22 protein-coding genes and 1 pseudogene are annotated in these 20,370 nt (G+C 66.5%); 10 read left to right on the top strand and 13 right to left on the bottom strand.

Translation table 11 applies throughout. The features are described 5' to 3' along the window. Positions 1 to 9: 9 nt before the first annotated feature. Positions 10 to 222, bottom strand: coding sequence for a DUF7218 family protein (locus tag JOD67_RS34240; protein WP_205123278.1), 213 nt, complete (start codon positions 220 to 222; stop codon positions 10 to 12). 44 nt (positions 223 to 266) lie between these two features. Continuing rightward, a complete protein-coding gene (locus tag JOD67_RS34235) occupies positions 267 to 944 on the bottom strand; it encodes a hemerythrin domain-containing protein (RefSeq protein ID WP_239554178.1) in 678 nt (225 codons plus the stop codon). A gap of 673 nt (positions 945 to 1,617) precedes the next feature. Between JOD67_RS34235 and JOD67_RS34230 the strand changes: the two genes are divergently transcribed. Next, positions 1,618 to 3,120 carry an FAD-dependent oxidoreductase gene (locus tag JOD67_RS34230; RefSeq protein ID WP_307782653.1) on the top strand — a complete coding sequence of 501 codons (1,503 nt, stop codon included), beginning with the start codon at positions 1,618 to 1,620 and terminating at the stop codon, positions 3,118 to 3,120. A gap of 18 nt (positions 3,121 to 3,138) precedes the next feature. Here JOD67_RS34230 and JOD67_RS34225 read toward each other — a convergent pair whose 3' ends face one another. Beyond that, positions 3,139 to 3,951: a GAF and ANTAR domain-containing protein gene (locus JOD67_RS34225; protein WP_205121816.1), complete on the bottom strand. Its 813-nt coding sequence runs from the start codon at positions 3,949 to 3,951 to the stop codon at positions 3,139 to 3,141. A 70-nt stretch (positions 3,952 to 4,021) separates the two neighbouring features. Between JOD67_RS34225 and JOD67_RS34220 the strand changes: the two genes are divergently transcribed. Beyond that, a complete protein-coding gene (locus JOD67_RS34220; protein ID WP_307782760.1) occupies positions 4,022 to 4,708 on the top strand; it encodes an STAS domain-containing protein in 687 nt (228 codons plus the stop codon). 45 nt (positions 4,709 to 4,753) lie between these two features. Further along, positions 4,754 to 5,050 carry a DUF2188 domain-containing protein gene (locus tag JOD67_RS34215; RefSeq protein ID WP_205121814.1) on the top strand — a complete coding sequence of 99 codons (297 nt, stop codon included), beginning with the start codon at positions 4,754 to 4,756 and terminating at the stop codon, positions 5,048 to 5,050. Positions 5,051 to 5,080: 30 nt separating this feature from the next. Here the strand turns inward: JOD67_RS34215 and JOD67_RS34210 are convergent, their stop codons facing one another. Beyond that, the gene (locus tag JOD67_RS34210) at positions 5,081 to 5,380 is read right to left on the bottom strand and encodes an ANTAR domain-containing protein (RefSeq protein ID WP_205121813.1); all 300 of its coding nucleotides are present in this window, start codon (positions 5,378 to 5,380) and stop codon (positions 5,081 to 5,083) included. 239 nt (positions 5,381 to 5,619) lie between these two features. On the opposite strand from JOD67_RS34210, the gene JOD67_RS34205 reads away from it, so the two are divergent. From JOD67_RS34205 to JOD67_RS34195, 3 genes are all read left to right on the top strand, one after another. Next, positions 5,620 to 5,973, top strand: a complete 354-nt coding sequence (locus tag JOD67_RS34205) for a hypothetical protein (RefSeq protein ID WP_205121812.1) — start codon at positions 5,620 to 5,622, stop codon at positions 5,971 to 5,973. Positions 5,974 to 6,041: 68 nt separating this feature from the next. Next, on the top strand, positions 6,042 to 6,221 hold the full coding sequence (locus JOD67_RS34200) for a hypothetical protein (RefSeq protein WP_205121811.1): 180 nt from the start codon (positions 6,042 to 6,044) through the stop codon (positions 6,219 to 6,221). Between the two features lie 695 nt (positions 6,222 to 6,916). Beyond that, on the top strand, positions 6,917 to 7,318 hold the full coding sequence (locus JOD67_RS34195) for an ANTAR domain-containing protein (RefSeq protein ID WP_205121810.1): 402 nt from the start codon (positions 6,917 to 6,919) through the stop codon (positions 7,316 to 7,318). 442 nt (positions 7,319 to 7,760) lie between these two features. Here the strand turns inward: JOD67_RS34195 and JOD67_RS34190 are convergent, their stop codons facing one another. The 4 genes from JOD67_RS34190 to JOD67_RS34175 form a co-directional block, all read right to left on the bottom strand. After that, a complete protein-coding gene (locus tag JOD67_RS34190) occupies positions 7,761 to 8,300 on the bottom strand; it encodes a sigma-70 family RNA polymerase sigma factor (RefSeq protein WP_205121809.1) in 540 nt (179 codons plus the stop codon). 665 nt (positions 8,301 to 8,965) lie between these two features. Continuing rightward, a complete protein-coding gene (locus tag JOD67_RS34185) occupies positions 8,966 to 9,574 on the bottom strand; it encodes a flavodoxin family protein (RefSeq protein ID WP_205121808.1) in 609 nt (202 codons plus the stop codon). Between the two features lie 388 nt (positions 9,575 to 9,962). Continuing rightward, positions 9,963 to 10,232 carry a hypothetical protein gene (locus JOD67_RS34180; RefSeq protein WP_205121807.1) on the bottom strand — a complete coding sequence of 90 codons (270 nt, stop codon included), beginning with the start codon at positions 10,230 to 10,232 and terminating at the stop codon, positions 9,963 to 9,965. 438 nt (positions 10,233 to 10,670) lie between these two features. After that, positions 10,671 to 11,123, bottom strand: coding sequence for a hypothetical protein (locus JOD67_RS34175; RefSeq protein ID WP_205121806.1), 453 nt, complete (start codon positions 11,121 to 11,123; stop codon positions 10,671 to 10,673). Positions 11,124 to 11,197: 74 nt separating this feature from the next. Between JOD67_RS34175 and JOD67_RS34170 the strand changes: the two genes are divergently transcribed. Beyond that, positions 11,198 to 11,428, top strand: coding sequence for a hypothetical protein (locus JOD67_RS34170; protein WP_205121805.1), 231 nt, complete (start codon positions 11,198 to 11,200; stop codon positions 11,426 to 11,428). A 1,318-nt stretch (positions 11,429 to 12,746) separates the two neighbouring features. Here the strand turns inward: JOD67_RS34170 and JOD67_RS42565 are convergent. From JOD67_RS42565 to JOD67_RS42560, 5 genes and pseudogenes are all read right to left on the bottom strand, one after another. After that, positions 12,747 to 13,367 carry an ATP-binding protein gene (locus tag JOD67_RS42565; RefSeq protein WP_372442353.1) on the bottom strand — a complete coding sequence of 207 codons (621 nt, stop codon included), beginning with the start codon at positions 13,365 to 13,367 and terminating at the stop codon, positions 12,747 to 12,749. A gap of 13 nt (positions 13,368 to 13,380) precedes the next feature. Beyond that, the gene (locus JOD67_RS34160) at positions 13,381 to 14,223 is read right to left on the bottom strand and encodes an alpha/beta fold hydrolase (protein WP_275577209.1); all 843 of its coding nucleotides are present in this window, start codon (positions 14,221 to 14,223) and stop codon (positions 13,381 to 13,383) included. Positions 14,224 to 14,379: 156 nt separating this feature from the next. Further along, positions 14,380 to 14,799 carry a molybdopterin-binding protein gene (locus JOD67_RS34155; protein WP_307782652.1) on the bottom strand — a complete coding sequence of 140 codons (420 nt, stop codon included), beginning with the start codon at positions 14,797 to 14,799 and terminating at the stop codon, positions 14,380 to 14,382. A 50-nt stretch (positions 14,800 to 14,849) separates the two neighbouring features. Beyond that, positions 14,850 to 14,942: pseudogene (locus JOD67_RS42210) on the bottom strand (hypothetical protein); the annotation flags it as partial. An 11-nt stretch (positions 14,943 to 14,953) separates the two neighbouring features. Beyond that, complete coding sequence (locus JOD67_RS42560) at positions 14,954 to 15,130, bottom strand: hypothetical protein (RefSeq protein ID WP_372442352.1); 177 nt, start codon at positions 15,128 to 15,130, stop codon at positions 14,954 to 14,956. Positions 15,131 to 15,585: 455 nt separating this feature from the next. On the opposite strand from JOD67_RS42560, the gene lanL reads away from it, so the two are divergent. The 3 genes from lanL to JOD67_RS34135 are packed head-to-tail and all read left to right on the top strand — an operon-like array spanning position 15,586 to position 20,322. After that, positions 15,586 to 18,345, top strand: a complete 2,760-nt coding sequence (gene lanL / locus JOD67_RS34145; protein WP_205121801.1) for a class IV lanthionine synthetase LanL — start codon at positions 15,586 to 15,588, stop codon at positions 18,343 to 18,345. Next, positions 18,336 to 20,177, top strand: coding sequence for a S9 family peptidase (locus JOD67_RS34140; RefSeq protein WP_205121800.1), 1,842 nt, complete (start codon positions 18,336 to 18,338; stop codon positions 20,175 to 20,177). Before lanL ends, JOD67_RS34140 begins: the two co-directional genes overlap by 10 nt. Next, on the top strand, positions 20,164 to 20,322 hold the full coding sequence (locus JOD67_RS34135) for a hypothetical protein (protein WP_205121799.1): 159 nt from the start codon (positions 20,164 to 20,166) through the stop codon (positions 20,320 to 20,322). The genes JOD67_RS34140 and JOD67_RS34135 overlap by 14 nt, the downstream gene beginning before the upstream one ends. Positions 20,323 to 20,370 lie beyond the last annotated feature (48 nt).

Raw genomic sequence — 20,370 nt, 5'->3', positions numbered from 1 at the left:
GCAGGGCTCTCAGGCTGGACTTCTTGTCTTGCGGCAGGCTTTCGCCTTCTGTGACGACGATCCACCGCTCTTGGTCGAACTGCCGCTGTTCTTGCCGCCCTTGGACGACGCGTCCGGCGTGTTCGCGATCTTCGCCGCACGCTGCTTGCTCATGTCCTTCTTACGAAGACCTTCGTACTGTTTGTCGTCCTTCACGCTCGAACCGTGGTCCTTGGCCGTGATTCGCCTCCTCCATCGATTGGCTCACGTTGGGAGCATTCGGCGGCTTAGTCAGAGGCTTCCTCGCGGAGTTTGTCTTTGAGCTCTTCCTTGCCGAGCCCGGAGACCCCGGAGACGTCGGCGTTGCGGGCTTGTTGCAGGAGCTGGTCCTTGGTGGTGTCCGCCGGCTGTTGGCCCAGATGCTCCTTGCGGCTGGCGGCGAACGCCGCGCCGAGCTCGACACGACGCGCGTCGGACAGTCCGGACTTCATGCCCGGCAGCACCTTCGTCTCTTCTTCCTCGACGTGGTGCGTGACCGCGTTCACGAGCTTGTTCAAGGCGGCGTCGAACTGAGGCGATGTCGGTTCGATAGCCGCCAGCTTCTCCAACAGCTGGTCCGCTTCGACGTGCTCTTCCTGGCTGTGAGCGACGTCGTCAGCTTCGCCCGCCTCGTTGGCCGCGGCCGGGTAGACCTCGGCCTCTTCGGCTCGGCTGTGGGCGGTGAGAAGTGTGGTCAACACCGGTACCAGGTTGGGCCGCTTCTCCGGGTGGTTCTTCAGTTCATCGAACAGTCTCTCGACCTCACGGTGGTCCTGCAGGATCAGATCAACAACATCACCGGACACGTCGATACGTCCTTTCTGCGCGCTCACCCCGGGCGAAGTGCCTGGGCATGAATCGGCGGATACCCCGCGACCGTGAATACAACCTTCACCGAGCCTGTCGCCCGTGGAGCCCGGACACATGGGCCGCAGTCGAACAACTCGCAGAGCTCTGAGGAACTCTGTCGAGCTCGGGGTTGCCTCTGCGTCAGTCGTCATGGCGACGGCGAGGCGGCAGGCGGACCGTCAGGTCGGCGACGACGCCGTAGTGGTCGCTGGCCCAGACACCGTCCACTGTTGGTCGACGACCCGTTCGCAGGAGGCGATGTCGAGGGTGGGACCGCGGTCATCACAGCGCACCAAACGACACCAGGTCAGGCTGGATGTCCCGCAGCCCGGCGGCGAGCACCTGTCGACGACGCGGCCAGTCACCGAACGCAGCCTCCGGGTTCTGCATCAACACACGCATGGAGCGGAGTCGTCCAATCCCATCAACTGTTACCGGTCAGAAGTCCTTACGCCGGTAACATCGCCACTAGGCGAGCAGACATACCAACGCGGCCCTGCGGCGAACGCACTCGTGCGGCGGCTTCTGCCCGGGACCCGAGTACTCCGAGGAGGACCACGATGTGGGAGGTTCTCTCAATATTGGCTTGTGGACGTGCGCGTAGAGTTCGAGGCTGACGACGGCGGCCACGCTCGCCAGTCAGGGTCCTGGTCCGCCACGACAGGGAGACGCGTCTAGGTCGCCGATGTCACCGCCTGTGAGAGTCGCCGCGCCGAGTGTGTGTCGGCGCCGCGCGGGTACATCGAGGTCATGTCAATGCGTACCAGTATGTGGCTGTCTCAGCATCGCCCTACGTTTCCGGTGCTCACCGGGGATCTGGACGTCGATGTGGCGGTGGTGGGCGGCGGCTGGGTCGGTTTGCACGCGGCGTTCTTGGCGCAGCGTGGTGGGGTCCGGGTGGCGGTGTTCGAGGCCGCTGACGTGGGGTCGGGCACGACCGGCTTTTCGACGGCGAAGCTCACCACCCAGCACGGCCTGATCTACGCCGATCTGGTCGACCGGCATGGCGCGGAAGCGGCAGCCCAGTACGCCGAGGCGAACACCGCCGGAGTCGAGTTGGTGGTCCGTCTAGTAGGCGAACTGGGCATCGACTGCGACCTGACCACCGCCTCGGCCTACGCCTACACCCTCGACCCGGCCCGCCGCCTCGACCTGGAGCGCGAAGTCGAGGCCGCCCAGCACCTCGGTCTGCCCGCGACGCTGGAGGATTCGGCCGGCCTGCCGTTCGACGTCGAGGCCGCGGTCTGCTTCGCCGGCCAGTACCACCTGGACCCGGTTCGCTACCTCGACGGGCTCGCCCGGGCGCTGGTCGGGGCCGGCGGCGCGATCTACGAACACACCCGGATCACCGGCATCGAGGAGCTCCGCGACCAGACCGTCACACTGACCACCGAACACGGCAGCGAACACGGAACCGGGCACGGAACCGATCACGAGACCGGGCAGGGCACCGTCCGGGCGAACCAGGTCATCGTCGCCACGCTGTTGCCGATCGGCACCCTGGGCGGCTACTTCGCCAAGACCCGACCGGTCGGCGCCTACGGCGCGGCCGTCCGCCTGCGCGGTCCGGCCCCGGCCCCGATGACGATCCAGGTAGACCCGTCGAGCTGGTCCACCCGCCCCTGGCCCGCGGCCGGGCCCGGCGGGCTGCTGGTCATCGGCAACGGCCACGAAGTCGGCAGCAACCCGAGCGGCGCAGCTGGCGGTACTAATGGCGGCGCCGACAGCGGGGATCGTCAAGCCCAGTTGGACGAATGGGCCCGCAGCCGGTTCGAGGTCGAGTCGGTTGAGCATCGCTGGTTCGCCCACGACTACGCTACCCCGGACCAGATCCCCTACGTCGGCCTGTCATCTGCCCATAGGTCGGTGATGGTCGCGACCGGGTTCAGGAAGTGGGGCCTCTCCAACGGTGCCGCCGCCGCGATCATGCTCAGCGACCTGCTCGCCGGCCGCGACCACGGCTGGGCCGAACCGTTCGACGCCACCCGCATCGGTGACGCCCACGCCGTCAGCAAACTCATCACCGACAACATGAAAGTCGGCAAAGAGTTCCTCACCGGCCGGATCGGCAACGACAACCCCACTTGCACCCACCTCGGCTGCCCGCTGCACTGGAACAACGCAGACAGCAGCTGGGACTGCAACTGCCACGGCTCCCGCTTCACCGCCGACGGCGCCGTCCTCACCGGCCCAGCCGTCAAACCCCTCGAAACCCCAGGACAGCCATATGCCAAGCAGGCCGGCGGAGACTAGTTCGGGACTAGCTCGGGGCTAGTTTGGTGGGGTGAGGATGGCGTCGAGGTCGGCCGTGGCGGCGGTGCTGTCGGTGATGGCTCGGGCGAGGTCGGTGAGGCGTTGGTTGTGGGAGCGGGCGTGGGCCCGGAGGCGGGTGAACGCGGCGTCCATGGACAGTCCTCCGCGTTGGGCGAGGACGCCTTTGGCTTGTTCGATGACCACGCGGGTGTCGAGGGCGATCTGCAGTTGGGCGGTGAGTTCGTCGCGGTGCTCGCTTGCGCGGTGTTGCAGGATCGCGATGGTCGCGATGTCGGCCAGCGCCTGACCAAGTCCTAGATCGTCGTCGGCGAGCGCGCCTGGGTCGCTGCCCAGCAGCGTCAGCACTCCCACGACCTGGGTTCCCCGCCGTAGCGGGACCGCGTGCACGGACCGAAACCCGCACGCGTGCGCCGCCGCGGCGAACCGCGGCCACCGCTGGCTGTCAGCAACCAGGTCCGCGCTCCCAACCGGGCTTCCGCCGCGGACACAGTCGATGCACGGACCATCGTCAGTCCGCACGGCGAACAGCTCCAACACCTCCGCCCGCTCCGAAGTGCTCGCAACGACTTCCAGCCCACCGGTCGGAGCGACCAGCAGCACCGCGGCCGCCGACACCTCCAACAACTCCACCGAACGCTCGGTCAGCAAGTCCAGAACATCGGCGATGTCGAAATCGGCCACCAACGTGTCGGCCAACGCGACGAACGTGCGCCACACCTGCCGATCCCGCGTCGACGCGTGATCAGGCACGGACGCGCCGTGATTAGTGACGTCACGGGTGTGGACGGTGTCGGGGTTGTCAGTGGTCATCAGCACCTCCACTCCATGCTCCGAGATCGGTGATAATCACCCCCGTGAGCCTCTATGCCCGGGCGACACGATGATATTGTGCTTGTGCTGTCCTAGACCCCGGCGGCGCCCCGTCGCGCGTCGTGAGGAGTCGGACATGACCATTCCTGATTCTGCGGCCCCCGGCGCAAGCATGTCGCGACGTCGGCCGCAGACCGCCGTCCGTCCGCCGATGGTTCCTTCTCGTGGTTCGCCCGGAGGTGATCCAGGTTGTGGGTCGCCGCGGGTGGATCGGGATGCATGGGCTCCGGACGTGGAGTTTGTGGTGCCGTTGGAACCGACGGGGACGGCGATAGGTACGGCGATAGTTGCCCGGCCGCGGGGTGTGGTCGATGTGGGCACCTCAGCGGTGCTGCGGGACACGCTGTTGGCCGCCCTGACGGCAAGCCCCAGGATGCTCGTGGTCGACCTCACCGACGTGACCCTGCTGGACTCAACCGGGCTCGGTGCCCTGGTCGCCGTCGACCGGCGCGCCACCTTGATGGGTTGTCTGTTTCGGTTGTCCGCCCCCACCTACATCGTGGCGAGGGTTCTCGACGTGACCGGCATGGACCGGGTCTGGAAGGTCTACCCGACCACGACCGAAGCGATGGCCGATGCACTGCTCGACCCCACCAGCACCTGTCCGGAAACACCCGCGGGCACGGGGCGGAGCAGGTCGACGACCCGCTCGGTGGATCGACGGGTGAACGGTAGAAGCGTGATTGTCAGCGATTGAACGGTCCAACCACTCCAACCACATCTGTCCCGGGGAGGTATCTCGATGGTTGATGCACAGGCGGCGGATGTTCATGTGGTGTTGACGGAACGGGACGGCGAGATGGTGTGGGCGGTGCTGCGTACCGGGGCGACCCGGGCGTCGCGGGTGTATCCCAGCCGCCTTGACGCGATCGCCGTCGCTCGACGGATCTCGCGCCGCGACCATGCCGCCCTCTACATCGAACAATCCGACGGCACCATCAAGCAGCAGTCGGCCGGACCCGCCAGGCACTACACGTCCCACGCCGAGACCACGCCGAGACCGGGCACTCCGGCAGGGCCGCCGGGGGATGCAGCGTGAAGTTCGCTGGGGCTCCCCGGCCAGTCGGGGTCAGTCGGGGGCCGGTGACCTGGTAGTGGGAGCGGGTTGGGTGGCGACGAGGCCGTTCCCGTCGAGGTCGCCAGTGGCGACGTCGCGAGCGACCTCGGACAGCAGCTGGTGGGTACGGGCGTAGCCGCGGAGGGCGGTGCAGGCCTGGTGCATGTCCAGGTCGCCGAGCTCGGCCAGGACGCCCTTGGCTTGTTCGACCACGGTGCGGTGGTGGAGGGTGGCCACGAGTTGTTCGTACAGGATCTCGTCGCGGTGGATGGTGCGTTGTTGCAGGATGCCGATGGTGGCGATGTCGGCCAACGCCTGGCCGAGCGCAACATCAGGTTCCTCGACGGCGACCGGGGCGGGTGTTCAGCAACGTCAGCGACCCGATGAACCTGCGTCCCGCAGCCGCATCGGTACCGCGCAGGCCGCCCGGAACCCGGCCTCGACCGCGGCCGGGGCAAACTGTGCCACCGATCGATCTCGGAGGCCAAGTCGGCGCTGGCCACGACCGTCCCGGTGCGGGCGGCATCCATACACGGCCCTGCTTGGTTTGGGTGGCGAACACCTCCACCAGCGCCGCGTCCTCCGACGACCCGGATGCGGGGCGCCAGCCGCCCCGCTGGTCAGACAAGATCACCCCGGCGGCGTCGACATCCAGCAGCTCGAAGCTCCGCTCGGCCAGCAGGCCGAGGAAGTCGAGCACATCGAACCGGCTGACCAACGTGTGTCGGCCAGCAGAAAAGCAAGAGGTCGCCCGCGAGGCCATCCATCTTTATCTCACCGATCTGGTCCGCGCAATTGAGGACCGTGAGGACGAGTTGGCGATCGCGCGCTACCAGCTGCGTAAGCAGCTCGGCGAGGTTGCCTATGTCGGCCTCGACGAGGGCGCGCCGCCAGCTTGGCCTTGACCGTTGACGCACGGCCATTGACGAAACCGGTGAGGTACGAAGTTGTTCTGGCCGATGAGGTTCTAGTCGTGGCCGAGGTGTTCATGGTCGATGACCGGGACAGGCTGCTCGCCGTGTTCGACGCCCTCGACGTGTTGGCTGAGGACCACGCCCTGATGGGGCATTCGCGTGGGGTGTGGACCGATATCGGCTCCACATCGGTCGGTACCGGGTTGTCTATGAGGTCGCCGAGAAACGGTGACGGTTGAGATGATCCACGTCAGCCGCGCCAGCTAGATGATCATCGCCCTGATTTGCTCCGCCCGCGCCAGTGGAGACGCCCTCGCTAAGGTGTTGCTGCCCGGGCGGGCGGCCGAAGGCGGGACGATCGCCCGCCCGGGACTCAGCGGTCCCTTGGCGTCAGGAGCCGAGACCGCTTGGCCGCGGCTGCTGTCTCTTGCCGAGAGGCGAACCGCAGGTTACCGCGTGCGGGGTAGACGCGGCTTGCCTTGCCCATTCCCGGTCCCGACCATCCGAAACAACGACAGCGGCACCCATTCGTGTTTCTGCTGGTGTTGTCCGGCCAGGCTCACACCAAGAACCACAACGGGCCGCCATCACCTACCCACGAACTCACGCGCTGGACAACCTCTATCTGGCCAAGGCTCTGGACTTCGCGGCAGCGGCGACCACGATGCTGGTGGACCTCCAGCACGAGTCGCCGGGCAGCTGGATCCGCAGTTGGCCGAGGTCACCGACGGCCACCGGGCGATCCATCAGGCCACCGGCGTGGTAACGGTGCAGGTCTCGGTCGGGCTGACCGAGGCGCTGTTGTTGTTATCGAACTTCTGCACACGCTGACCGAGCGCAGGGTTGAGCTGTTGCAGGCCGACGCGGCGGTCTCATCCTGGCCGATCAACGGGAGCCGGCTGCAGCTGATGGCCGCCGCCACGGAAGAGGCCAGGTGCTGAACTTGTTCTGCGCCCATCGAACCACACTCAGCCAAGACGACGTCGACATCGGCCAGGCACTGTGCGACATCGCCACCATCGGTTTGCTCCACGAACGCTTCGTCCGCGAACGAGACCTGCTGGCCGAGCAACCCCAGAACGCGTTGAACAGCCGAGTCCTGATCGAGCAGGCCAAAGGAGTACTCGCCGAACGAGCCGGGATCGACGTCACCGCCGCGTTCGAATCATGCGCACATGCGTCCGCCGCCACCAGGCGTCTCAGCGACGTCGCCACCGCCGTCATCGACAACACCCTCCCCACCTCCACCCTCCTGCTGCGCGCCCAGCTGGTCACACCACACCATCGACACCGTCGACGGTCGGCCTTGCAGGCGTACTCGTGGGCAGGCGGGTAACTGTCTGGGTCCCGCAGGGGCCACCACGCCGAACCAGGGAGGATGCGGGGAACGAGACGGCCTCCTGCATCTGCCGCAAGGTCAGGTGGACCTGATTGACGATGGCGGCGACGTCGACCTGGAGCGATTCGGCATCCCAGGTAGCGGCGCCGCGGACATCGAGGGAGGTCAACCGTTCGGTCTGGCGCTGAATCTCCCGGAGCAGCCGGAGGCAATGCTGGAGGTGGTCATCAACCTCGGACGTGACGCCCCGTGCGCGCCTCGACGCATCGACGTACACAGGTGTCGCAGAGCCGATGGAGGCCAGAGGCAACCCGCGGTCTCCGGCTTGGCCTGGGGCTGCGGCTTGTCCAGAACCGGACCGGGGTCTGCGAGCGCGGCGCGCAATGATCGCAGTACGAGCCCGGGTCCGGGGTGGACACCTCGTCCATCCGTGACCTCCTCATGTGACTCGTGTAGTGGTGAGGCAGGCGCGGAGGTTGCGCAGGCCGTCGCGGATGCGGGTCTTGACCGGCACGGTGGCGCTGAGTCGCTGGGCGACCTCGGGGCAGGTGCAGCCGCCGTAGTAGGCGTCCACGATCACCCGCCGCTGTAGCAGGGTGAGCTCGGCCAGGCACCGCACGATGAGATCGCGGTCAACGACCAGCTGCAGGTGCCCGCCGACCGGGTCGGCGAGCGGGACGGAACCGGCGATTGTTTCGGGGTCGCGGCGGAGGCGTTCGGCGCGGACCCGGTCCACCGCTCGACGGTGGGTCACGGTGATGGCCCAGGTCAGGGCCGTTCGTCGGTGCGGGTCGTAGCGAGGCGCGGTCGTCCACAGCTGAACGAACACCTCCTGGGTGACGTCCTCGGCGTGCGCCCGGTCCCGAACGATCCGCACCGCCAGACCGTAAGCACAGGGAGCGAGGGCGTCGTAGAGCGCGGCGAACCCCACCTCGTCGCCGTCAGCGACACGGGCCGGCAACTGATCCCATCCCGCCACCGGAGGATCCGCCACCCTGGCGCCCACCCGAGCGCGCCGACGACCCCCGCCGCGATCATCTCGCTGGTCTACGACAAGAAGATCTGACGGTCTCGTTGAACGTTCCGCAGTCACCCGGTGCACCCCTTCGACGACGACACTGGCCTCCCTCTGCAGCCGGGGTCCGAGGCGGGCATAACAGGCCCAATCGGCAGATTAATACCCGCCAGCCATCGTTCCACCCACGAAACAGACCTGGCGCGAACAGGAAGCTGTCCGCACCGGTGTGAGGGACAAGGTCCCGCGCAGAACCGGGTCGCCGGTGTCCGCCGGCCCGAGGTCAACCCCGAGGAACAACAACGCGGACCACTAACTCGTGAGCGGCATTCGAGAGTGCGCGTAACGGCCTAAGCAGTCATTATCCTGTAGTGATCAGCCGTGCCGAACATGCGACGGCGACACCGGCGACTAGGTACTTGGGAGCGCGCGCCGGCCATCTGGACCCCGGTGCCTTCGCACTTCGCTTGCGATAAGCCGCGGGGACGACCCGCAGTTGTACGTCGTCGGCCAGAACTGGAGGTGAACCCGAATCATCAGAATCCAGCGGGCAAGTAGTCGCCTTCCCAGCACCGTTCCTGGCGCCGGCAAGCCCTGACTGCAAGGGCATCTCAGGGGCCGGTCGGAGCTTAGGAGGGTGGGTACTGGCTGTTCTTCAGCAGCCGGGCGAGGTGGGCAGCGTTCGAGGCGAGAGTCTTGGTGGCCGCACCCGTGGTGTTCGGCTTCGGGCCGGCCTGGTCGTAGTTCGTCTTCTGCATTGCCTCGCCGACCCAGTACGTGCCGCCGGCAGCGGGGATGGTGAACCCGACATCGTTGAGGGCCTGGAACACCTCAGCAGTGACGTGGTGCGCGCCGTCCTCGTTACCGACGACACCGAGCACCGCGACCATGCCATACGTCGACAAGCGACCCTGCTCATCGGTCTCCGACAACTCCGCGTCCAGTCGTTCGAGGACCATCTTGGCGACGCTCGACGGCTGCCCCATCCAGATTGGGGTTGCCATCACCAGGATGTCGGCGGCCATCACCTGCGCACGGATCTGCGGCCACGCATCACCGTCGCCTTCATCAATGGACACCCCGAACCGCACATCGTGATCCACCACCCGGACCAAGTCGCCGACGACGTCGTGGTCGGTCAGGGCGGTGAGGATCTCCCGTGCGATCAGGTCCGAGCTCGACGGCGCAGGCGACTTCTTCAGGGTGCAGCACAGGGCAAGAGCACGCAGAGTCGCCATCGATGTCCTTCCATAGACCGCCAGCCTGGCGCCCTTTGCAGCTGGGAGCGCGGTGAGGACCCGATCCTGTCACCGCTGCGGCCGTTCCGCTTCCCGTCGCACGAAACCGGGCCGAAGCCACGCCTGTTCCTGTCGCTCGTGCTCTAGTGGGAGTTGCTGGCCACCTAATGGGATCTGATCGGCGAGCCTCAAGCGGGTGATGTCTGGTTGAGGAACGCTGGTCGCCGAGCCTGCTGGCTGGTGAGATCTGTCGCCGCTTGGAGCGATGCTTCAGACTCCGAAGCGACGTCATCGGGTTGCTGACGACGCGCTGAGTAGGTCGCTGAGCAGGTCGGCAGGTGAACGGTGTAAGCGCGATTGAAGGTCAGCTGGCGTCTATCCCGATGTTTCACGGATGCGCGTTAGGTACTGTCGTCACCGCTGTCCAGGTGCGGGCCAGTTCGGCGAGTCCGGGCATCTCGCCGGAGTGCAAGTTCTCCAGAAACCCCGTGATCGCGGCACCTTGGACCGTGGGCATCCACCGGGCCAGGACCCCCATTAGGTCGGAGAGATAGTCGGCGTACACGTGCAACACGCGGCCGCCGCCTCCAGGGGTGACCTCGATGAGGAAGTACGGCAACGGAGTGCTGCGTTGGTAGACCTCGACAGCGAGCGGCACCTCGAAGGCGTCGCCACGAGGAACACCGGTCCAGAACGTGAACCGCTCGCTTCTATCGCCGCGTCGAAGTCGCCGCGTTCGTAGGCGGCTGTAGCCGCGACCGGGTCGTCGATCCACACCCAATTGCCGCCGCGGTAACACTGTGCCGACTTCGGTTGACCTTGTGAGCTTGAAGAAACTGCCGACTCCTGCTGCGGGGTGTTGTCACTCATTCGCCGCCATCCCTGCTATCGCTCTGGGCGGAGAGGTCCTCGAGGTGGGCGAGGAACTCCTCTGCGGTCTCGTACGTGGTCCCCAGGCCCGGCGGCGATCTGTTCGTCGACCTCACGCTCACCCGCCTGCCGCTCCTCCGTCCAGAATCACGCCTGGTCTGGATCTCGCCCCGCACCACCCTCATTGGGATGGCCGGATCTGCTGGGGCCCGCCAGCAGGGGTTTGTCAGGGGCATCGTACGTAGACCCACTCATAGCCCCGGGAGTAGAGCTCGCACCAGCCGAGCAGCATGATCCGCTGACGGCGTCCTTGGCCGATCAGCGGGCCCACAGGACTGGGAGCGTCATTGTGCGTTGTTACGCGCCCAGTGATCGCGTCAACTTTAGTCTCGTTGAAGTCCCGGTCCTCCGCGCGCGCCGCGATGCGGACTTCGTCAACGTGCGTGCCGTTCCACAGGTCACAAGCTGTGCAGTGAAGTTCACCGTCTTCCTCAGAACGAACGGGCTTCACGCCAGGACGCTGATAGGTGGACATCTCTGGGCCTCCGAAGCGTGCCCAGTCATTGCTGAGCGATGCGGTCACGACGCGGTGGCGACGCAGGCTGTGCGGGGAGATGGCGTCAGCGGCGGGGATATCAGCCCGGCGGGCGATGATCCGGTACCCGGCGATTCGGTCCATGCGTGCGCCGCTCGAGGTGATGAAGGTTCGCGCCCACGGCGCGGCCGAACGAAGGTGACCACTGGGTCAGGTCGGTGGTGTACGCGGCGCGGATGTGCTTGGGGTGGCGGAGAAGGAACTGGGCGGCGGAGCGCGGCCGCGGGGTCGTCAGCGTCGAGCACGTCGGCGGATATCCGCATGGGTTGCGCCGTGACGTACGGGGAGATCGCGCTGGCGGCCGTCGACGGTGCCGGGCTCAGCGCCGCAATCTTCGCGGCGAGCGCCGGTGCGTGCTCGAGCTCGTCGACGAGCTCGGCCTCGACTAGCTCGCTGACCACCGTCTCGCCGGGCCCGCCGGCGTGGTCCTGTTGCTCCATGCCGACCACGGTAGGTCGCGGAACCGACAGTCACCCGGCGACGCGCGATCGACAACATAGGATCCTTCTGTTGTCGATCGCTACATCCTTCGACTTGCTCAGCTGTGGTCGGCGTCGACAGCGAGGTGTGCGAGTCGGATAAGTCGGTGGACGATGGCGGTGACCAACCACTCGCGGCCACAGTTATCCGGCGTCTATCCGGCTGACGTGTCCAGCTGGGGTTCAGCTTGCGGGATGGCCCGCGGGCCTTCGGAGGCAGCGATGGCTGGGCAGTGCTGACCCACCCGGGCCGGCCCGAGTTCCCACGCCCGGCGCTTAGGGCAGCTGCAGCGCACTGCCAGCCGGACCCAGTCATCGCAGGAATTCGCCCCCGTACCGCCGGGCGTTCACAACGAGGTCCGGGGAGTCCGAGGGAGCCCGAGAACGTCCGGGCGGGCGCCGGGGCTGGGAGGGTTGACCCCGCCCGCCCGCCCGGATCTATCGCGGCCTTGACGGAGCGTCAGGGGGCGTCAAGGCCGCCTCACCGCAGCTGCTCACGTGCTCAACAGGCAGCTCGCGGTTGCTCTTGCGTCGCCCCCGCAGTCGATCGCAGTACTCGGGAGCGTTCCCGTTCCCGACGGCGATAACCCGACGCACACAAGCAGGCTCGTCTCCACGGCGGGGGATCGCGGAGGCGACGACCGCCCCGAAGATGTTGATCGACGATCGGCATCGACCGTGTTCACCGCGTTAACCGTTTCGCTACAGGTCCCGCTCCTCGTGCCCACCGCCTGCCGGCGCAGGCTTGGCGATCAGCCGCATCCCGGTGGCCCGGATCGAATGGGTCGTTGAGCGGGTCCCGTTGCACGGTGGTGCCGGCTGGGCAGGCTGGCTTCGACCACCGTGGCGTGCGCTCGGGTGTCGATATGCACTACGACCGCGGCTCTGATCGCGGCCCTGTCGACTCGGTCGACCGACGCGTACCCAGCCAACGCGTATCTGTTGACCAGCTCGACCGACTCGACCGACTCGATGGCTGCCTTAACGACGTCCCAGTTGATCCGGCCGGTGGGAACAAGCGGATGGCAGCGCCCGCATGATCAGCGAGCGCACCCATAGTGCGTGCCCAGGTTCGGATGCCTGACCTGGCTCGCTCACGGCTACCTCCCTTGCACACCCGCGACTACCGCGCCCTCCTCCCCTGAGTGAATCGCGCTGATCCAACGACTGCAGCCGCGTCCTGTTACGGATGCTGTCCGCATCCGGACGGCATCCGGACGATCAACTCCTATCGGCGCACACGTTCCGACTGATCCTGAAGGCGTGGCACATAAACTCGAGCCGTCATTCCTGGCCGAGGTAATCCACGCTCGACCCGGCACCAACGTGGGCGGCCTGGAACCGCGGCGGCGGACTGTGGCCGTATCCGGAGGAGGACCCTGACGTCAACCTCAACGATGTGGCCCGCGCGGAGTGGATCCACGATGCCGATCGAGGCGCGTTCCTCGCGTTCGGTGATGATCTGGAGCAACAGCTCGGGCCCGCGAGGATCGACTTGGACGTAGCCGAGTTCATCGAGCAGCAAGAGGTCGAGGTGGCCGTAGCGGGCAACGACGCAGGACGGCATGCGGTCGTCGGCGGCTTCGACGAGTTCGATGGCTAATTTGCGCGCCGGTGACGTAGCGGACGTGGCGGCCTTGGTCGCAGGCGGCCAGGCGCGCGCGATGAGTAGGTGGGTCCTGCCGATGCCGGAGTCACCGAGCAGCACGACTAGTTGCCCGGCGTCCAGGTAGAGAGTCGTTCGCGGCCGTGGGCGTGAGCATCTCCGAATCGAGCTACTGTTCGACGACGACGCCGCCAAGATCAACTCAGGTTCAGGAACAGGCTCTAAGACGGCAGCTGCATCCATTGAACTGGGATGCTCACAGACTTGAGATGGCGTCGATGACGAGGGAATGAATGCGTGGTGGCAGCTCGTGCCCGACAGGTAGGAACTGGATTCTAGAGCCCAGGATCTCGGCGGCTAGGGCTGTGGCGTTGGGAGGAGGGAACAGCGGGTCGTGGTCACCATGAAGGATCACCGTCGGGACGGCGATCTCGCCGAGACGACCGCGCCAACGCGGGCCTTGATCAGCGATCGGATGGTTGGTGACAGCCGACCGGACATCGATTGATCGTGTGACGCAACTCGAACAGATGTCGCGAGCAGCCTGTTCGTCGAACGGGTTGGCTGCCAGCGACCGTTCGGACTCGACCAGATAGTCGACCACAGCCGACGGTTGGTCCCAGTCCGGCTCACCCGTTTGCTCCCACGCGGCAAGGAGCTCCGTGGTGACTTCTGGCAGATCGGAATCGGCTGGGCCATGGCTGGTCGGCCGGGTCGAGATCAGGGTGAGAGCCGCGACCCGATCGGGGTGGTCGAGCGCGGCGAGTTGACTGACCCAACCACCCTGGGAGAAGCCGATCCAGTGCGCTCGGTCGATTCCGTAGCCGTCGAGAACGTGGACGGCATCAAGTGTCAGGTCGGTCAGCGAGTACGTGGGGTGCCCGGGCTCGTCACGACTGGATCGGCCAGTATCGCGCTGATCGAAACGAAGGACGAAGAAGCCCTTGCCTGCAAGCGCCGTGCAGAAGGTCGGGGTCCACCAGTCCATCGAGCACGACGTACCGGCGACCAGCAGAGCGGCGGGATTCTCCGGTTCTCCGAAGGTCTGCGTGCACAGTTCGATGCCGTTGATCTCGACCGTACGTTCGAGGGTGTTCATGGGATCGATCCTGGCTGGACGCGCGACCGGACGTCAAACACCTTTGGACGTCTGCTTGCCCGGCTTCGACATCAGCGCGTTGTCGGTCATGCTGTACCGACCGACGCCGCGCGTCGCTCTTGGCGAACACGCGCTCGACCGACGGTGCGAGGAACTTCACTCGACCATCACCGCGACGCTGTGCCATCCGCTGGACCCATTGGGGCGTGGCGGGACACGGCGAGACGTTGGACTGTGCTGGTGGCGTCCGTTGCGCGGACTTGCAGCGTGTTGTTGCCCGCCGGCAGCGTCCTCCCAGGACCACAGCCATTGCCGCCAGGTATCGATGGAATCCTCAGCAGCGAGTTCTGCGGTCTGCCAAGCGCCAACATCCACGCGGACTTCGACTTTAGTGATGCCGCGTTGTCGGGACCAGGCGACACCTGCCACAGCAACGTCGCCGGCCTGGACGCGGGCGAACGGTTTCGAAACGTCGATGCGGGACGAGGTCTTGATCGGCGCTTGCTCGGCCCAACCACGGGTCGACCAGTAGGCCTTGAAGTCGGCAAACCGGGCGACATCGACGTCGACAGCCACTTGGTTGCCGACACATATCCGTCCAGGCCGGAGACGATCATCCGGATCGGAAACCCATGCGCTAGCGGCAGCGGAACGCCGTTCATAGCAACCGCGAACATCGCGTCTCTGCCGTCGGTCAACGCCTCGAGCGGGGTCCCGATGGTGAATCCGTCTACGGCGGCGGACTTGACCGCGTCGGCGCCTGGTCTGACACCTGCTGAGCAGGTAGTGGCGCCGATGCCTCACGGGCAGGGTCGAACAGAGCCGGATCCAACACGAACAGACCGGCCACTGGGCGGCTTCCGGCGACCACCGACTGCAGCAACGCCGGGTTGTCGGCCACCCGCAAGTCTCGGCGTCACCTCACGGCCGGAGCATCGCCAGAACCGGACCACTGGAACCTTCGTCGACACGTGAGCGCCGCTGATGGCGAACAACGCGCTCGGGTCGGCGGGGGAGTCCTAGCGAGCAGGGAGTTCCTGGAGCTCGCGGTCCGCGTGGGCTCTGGACAGCAAGGTCCGTGCGGTGTCCGGCTACGAACGAGTGACGAAGAACCGCGAGGTGGGTCGCGAATGGCCCGACCTCCAGGCGCCGCGGACAACGACGCAGGTACGGCACGCACTGCGTCGTTGTGATCGATCGGCGAATGGCTCGGTCACGAACTCCTGCAGAAAAGTCCGATTGGTACCCGTCCAAGCTGTCGTGGCATCCGAACTAGCTGTATGTAAGCCATCGCCCGTGATGCTCAGGTAGATGCGGGGACAGGCTTCGGCGAGGTTCGAGTCGATTCAGGGAGTGAAGCTGGTGCGGTGGGACGTGACGCAAGACCAGCAGTCGCGCCTCAAGGACGCCCCGGATACCTCTGACAGATCAGCTAAGGATGACCTCGTACCCGCCGTTGAGCGCCTCCTAGCGGGGCGTTCGGGTTCACATTGGCGACTCCGGCGCAGCAGTATGTGGTGTTCCGCAAGGCAAGGGAGCGCGCCTCAGCTGCCGGCACAGGGATGGAAGCTTCATATCTCGGCCTCGCCGGCGAACGTGGACGACCTCCTTGCCAGGGTCGTTCCGGTTCTGGCGCGACATGCGGTGGTGTTCAAGTTCGCGGCGACTAGGTCCGGTGTGGCATGGCTGACAGGCCGGGACTGCGGGCGGGCTGAGTTCGGCAAGATCATTACCGTCTACCCGGAGGACGAGGTCTATTTCCGCTCGTTGGCGATCGAGCTCGACGATGCCACGGCTGGGCTGGGAGGGCCGCGGGTGCTGTCCGACCGACCCGTTCGACCCGGAAGCCTGGTGCACTATCGCTACGGAGGCTTCTCCGGCGACGGAGGACTCGATGACGACGGCGTGTTCAGGTACGTCCTCGTTGGACCGGACGGGGCAGTTGTCGAAGATCGCAGGGAGGCCTCGTTCACGCCCCCCTCGTGGACAACGGACCCGTTCCCTTCGATCGAACCGCACGAGTCTGGTGCCGGCCGGGGGGTCGCTGTCGTTCTCAACGAGCGGTACGAGATGCGGAACGCAGTTAGGCATTCCGCTCGCGGTGGGGTGTTTCTTGGCACAGATCTGGTCACGGGCCAGTCTGTAGTGGTCAAACAGGCGCGAGCCTTTGCCGAGACGGATCTGAACGGCCGAGATGCACGCGATCGACTTCGCCAGGAAGCGGCCACGCTTCGGCTGCTGGCCGATGTCGTCCCGATACCTCGGGTCTTGGACCTCTTCGAAGCCGAGGGAGACGTGTTCCTCATCGAGGAACGGGTCTCCGGCGTTCCGCTTCGATCATGGAGGCATCGGATCGGTGGCGGCACCAGTTCGTCGGGCGACCCCGGTGGTGAGGCGGAGCCCGCATTGGAGGCGATGAGTGGGCAGCTGTGCCGGCTCGTCGAAGCCGTCCACGACGCCGGGTACGTGATCCGCGATCTGAGCCCGACGAATGTGATAGTCGCCGATGACGGCAAGCTGCACTTGGTCGACCTGGAGCATGCCGCTCCGATCGGCGACTTGGTGCGTGCGAGCGGGACAGTGGCGTATCAGGCTCCCGAGGTTCGGGGCGGTGGGCCGTTGGTGCGCGCGGACCCGACCGAGGACTTGTTCAGCCTCGGCGCTCTGCTGTTCCTCATCTCGACCGGGTCGGATCCTCTTCTGGCCGCGGACAGACCGAGAACGCGCACGACACAGCAACGCCTCGAAGCTTGGATGAGCACCCAGTTCGCGGAATCGCCCAGAGACCAACAAACGCACTTGGACTCCGCACTGGTGGTCGCTCTTCTCGCGGAACGTGCCCAGGACCGCCCGCAGACGAGCCGGATCGGAGAGCTCTCGACCCTCGAGCACGGGAACAGCGATCCCGCGGTGCTGCCGTCGAGTCGACGCCTGCTCGACGACGGCTTGGCCCAGCTGGTGGATAGCTTCGCACCGGATGGCGGTCGGGCCTGGCCAACCGGAGCGTTCGGCGACCAGACCGACCCGGGCAACGTCCAGCACGGCGCCGCCGGCGTTCTCGACGTCCTTCTTCGTGCTTACGAGCAACGAATCGGGCCAGCGAACCTGGTGGACGTAGCAAGGGAAGCCGCCGCCTGGTTGGCCAATTTGGATCCCCGCCGCCTGCCGGAACGGCCACCTCTCCCAGGGCTGTATTTCGGTCGGGCTGGAACGGCATGGACGCTTGCTCACGCTGGAGTTCTCTTTGGCGAACAGGCATGGATCGACCGAGCCGTTTCGATCGCCCATTCGCTGCCAACGGCGTGGGGCAACCCAGACGTCACTCATGGTCTTGCCGGCGCCGGGCTGGCCCACTTGTACCTCGCCCGGTTGACGGGTGACAGCTCTCTGCTTGCCCGAGCGGCGCAGTACGCCGACGCTGTGGTCGACGCTGCCGAGGAGACCCCGCGCGGGGTTATGTGGCCGATCTCCGCGGGAGCAGGTTCCCGGCTCGCCGGGACCGTGCACTACGGCTTCGCCCACGGCGTCGCGGGCATAGGAACGTTCCTTCTCACGGCTGCAGGCGCCCTGAATCGGCCGGACTACCTGATGTGGGCCTCGCAGGCGGGCCTCACCATGGCTAACGTCGCAATTCGCGAGAACGACGGATCGGCGTGGTGGCCCGTCGGGCCTCGCGAGGCCGGCCTGCTGCCGCATTGGTGCAGCGGTGCGGCGGGCGTGGGAACGTTCCTGTTTCGCCTCGCCGCGGTTACCGGTGACGAACAAGCCGTGGCCGGCGCCGTCGGCGCGACTTTCGCGGTACAAAGGACTCGTTGGGCGTCTTTACCGTCGGCATGTCATGGGCTGGCCGGACACGGCGAGCTCCTCCTGGACGCCGCGGAATTCACCGGCGACTCCAACTATCGAGACGTCGCTGCCACGTTCGTCCCGCCGATGGCGGTCCGCGCTGCTCTGCGGGACGGGCGGTACCTCGTACCGGACGAGACCGGCAGGGACGTCACCTTCGATGCCGGAGTCGGTCTCGCGGGCGTCGTGAACTTCCTGATCCGGCTGCACATGGGAGGGACGCGTTCGTTCCTCCTCGACGATGCGCTCATGACCCGGGTGGCGTCATGGTCCTGACGAGGACCGGTTTCGCATTCTCCGGAGATGGCCAGGTCGCGTGCTGCCTCCAGGTCGATCCGGCGACCCGGGCACGGAGAGTGGTTCGGTGGCGTTTCGGAACGAGCGGTGCTCAGCCTCTCGTTGTCGAAGAACTGGCGGGCACACCGCAGATCACCCGGCCGGACGCCCAGGTCCTCCCGCTTCGCGACGGCAAGGTTCTCGTGCGCCTGCTCGACGGCGACGATCACGCGATCCTGCTGATGGAGCCTCCGCTGCCGCCTCTCGAGGTGCTTCGTCTCCGCGCTGCCGGTGTGCGGCTGATCGGTTCGCCCACCGCTTCCGCACTCGTGCTGTCCACGGACGGAAGGCGCCAGACCGATCTCATAACGGTCCCGAGCGCTGCGGAGCTGGCGCGCCCTCGGATCACCCTGCCCGGGTTGGTGGGGCGCACCGGTTGGTCAGACGAGGGTGGGAAACGCCTCGCTGTGGAACTACTTACCGCAGAGGGTCTCACCATCCACGCCATCGACCTGGTTACTGGGACTCACGAGCCACTGTGGCCCGACCGATCGGATCTGCGCCTGCGGCTGGTCTCGGCGACGGGCGGCTACGTCGTGGTGGAAGACAGAGACAATCGGTGGGGTCTGCTGCCTCTCGACCGGAGTGGGGAATCCCGCTGGCTGCCTGAGCTGCGGAGCGAGAGAGCACAGATGCCACTCGCAGTCGATCCGGCCGGCCAGGGACTCCTTCTCCGCGTCGAGAACGGCGCCCGAGCCGGCCTAGCGATCATCGATACCGAGGGTGTAACCCGGACCGAGCTCTCCCTTCCGGATGGGGTGGTGGGCGGGGTCGCGCACTGGTCGAGCACCGCGATTCGGTTCCCGTTCGGGTCGCCGGGTGCCTCCGCCTCTATCGCTGAGCTGATGCCGAACGACCCGGCGAACGATTTCGCGGCCGCCTCCATGAGGCTGCTGCCGGGACCGCGGACCGCATCCGTGTCGTCCACACCCGATGGCGCGCCGACAGCGGAACACTTCGATCGTCCAAGCGGCGGGGTCGTCGAGGCAGTCTGCTACGGGAACTGGCGTAACGCTCGAGATGTGGTGATCGCCCTTCACGGCGGACCGGATGCTGCCTGGCGGCTGACCGGAAGAGGGCCGTTCCCCGACTTGGTCGACAGCGGAGTCGCAGTCGTTGGCGTCAATCCCAGGGGCAGCCGCGGTTATCCAGTCAGAGAGTCTGCGGAGATTCACGGAGCCTGGGGTGGGACAGACCTTGTCGACGTGCTTACCGTCGCCGCTGCGATCGTTGGCCGGCGTGGCCGGCCCGTGGCTTTGTTCGGTGCCAGCTACGGCGCGTTCCTTGGCCTGCTCGCTCTGGCTGCCAAACCGGCGCTCTGGGACCGCGGCGCCGTGGTCGCGCCGTTCCTGTCGGGTTCTCGGCTGCGTTCCGACGGCGGCCGCCAAGCACGCGCGATCGTCGACCGGTTCGGCGGGGCGTCTGTCTTCGTCGATGAGTCCGGGCCGCGGGACGTCCTGGCGGTAGCCGACCTGATCCGAGCGCGGCTGTTGATCGTGCACGGTGCCGAGGACCCCATCGTCCCCGTGACCCACTCGCGGCAGCTGGTGGATCGGCTACGCGCCGGCGGAAGGGCTCCTGACTACCGTGAAGTCCCCGGTGCCGGACATCACCCCCTGGAGCGACCGTCGACAGCCGCGCTCGTATCTACGTTTCTTGCCGCCGAGCCGAGAGACGAGCTGCAGGTGATGTCTCCAAGGTTTCGCCGTGGCAACCGCCACAGCGACCGCATCAACACATCAGGGAGGAGGGACAACAATGACTATGCGTAGCGTTGCGGCTCTCGAGCTGCTTCCCGAGGCCAGCACGGCCGACCTCGGACTGCTGGGCGATGGCGACGGTGGCGGCTGCGAGCTGATCACCTGTGTCGTCACCTGCGGATTCACCGTCGACAACGGCGGCGACGACTGCTGGTAGGCCGTTGAGCTACCAGCCTCGTCTTTCGAGGTGGGGGTCGACCTGACC

The sequence above is a fragment of the Tenggerimyces flavus genome (assembly GCF_016907715.1).
GTDB classification, from domain to species: domain Bacteria; phylum Actinomycetota; class Actinomycetes; order Propionibacteriales; family Actinopolymorphaceae; genus Tenggerimyces; species Tenggerimyces flavus.
The sequence above is the reverse complement of the archived record's forward strand: the minus strand, read 5'-3'. Positions and strand labels throughout refer to the sequence as shown.

Coding starts and splice junctions, on each gene's coding strand:
- JOD67_RS34235 (WP_239554178.1), bottom strand. CDS start 944: ATGTGTCCGGGCTCCACGGGCGACAGGCTCGGTGAAGGTTGTATTCAC.
- JOD67_RS34230 (WP_307782653.1), top strand. CDS start 1,618: ATGTCAATGCGTACCAGTATGTGGCTGTCTCAGCATCGCCCTACGTTT.
- JOD67_RS34225 (WP_205121816.1), bottom strand. CDS start 3,951: ATGACCACTGACAACCCCGACACCGTCCACACCCGTGACGTCACTAAT.
- JOD67_RS34220 (WP_307782760.1), top strand. CDS start 4,022: ATGATATTGTGCTTGTGCTGTCCTAGACCCCGGCGGCGCCCCGTCGCG.
- JOD67_RS34215 (WP_205121814.1), top strand. CDS start 4,754: ATGGTTGATGCACAGGCGGCGGATGTTCATGTGGTGTTGACGGAACGG.
- JOD67_RS34185 (WP_205121808.1), bottom strand. CDS start 9,574: ATGGCGACTCTGCGTGCTCTTGCCCTGTGCTGCACCCTGAAGAAGTCG.
- JOD67_RS34175 (WP_205121806.1), bottom strand. CDS start 11,123: ATGGACCGAATCGCCGGGTACCGGATCATCGCCCGCCGGGCTGATATC.
- JOD67_RS42565 (WP_372442353.1), bottom strand. CDS start 13,367: ATGGATGCAGCTGCCGTCTTAGAGCCTGTTCCTGAACCTGAGTTGATC.
- JOD67_RS34160 (WP_275577209.1), bottom strand. CDS start 14,223: ATGAACACCCTCGAACGTACGGTCGAGATCAACGGCATCGAACTGTGC.
- JOD67_RS34140 (WP_205121800.1), top strand. CDS start 18,336: ATGGTCCTGACGAGGACCGGTTTCGCATTCTCCGGAGATGGCCAGGTC.
- JOD67_RS34135 (WP_205121799.1), top strand. CDS start 20,164: ATGACTATGCGTAGCGTTGCGGCTCTCGAGCTGCTTCCCGAGGCCAGC.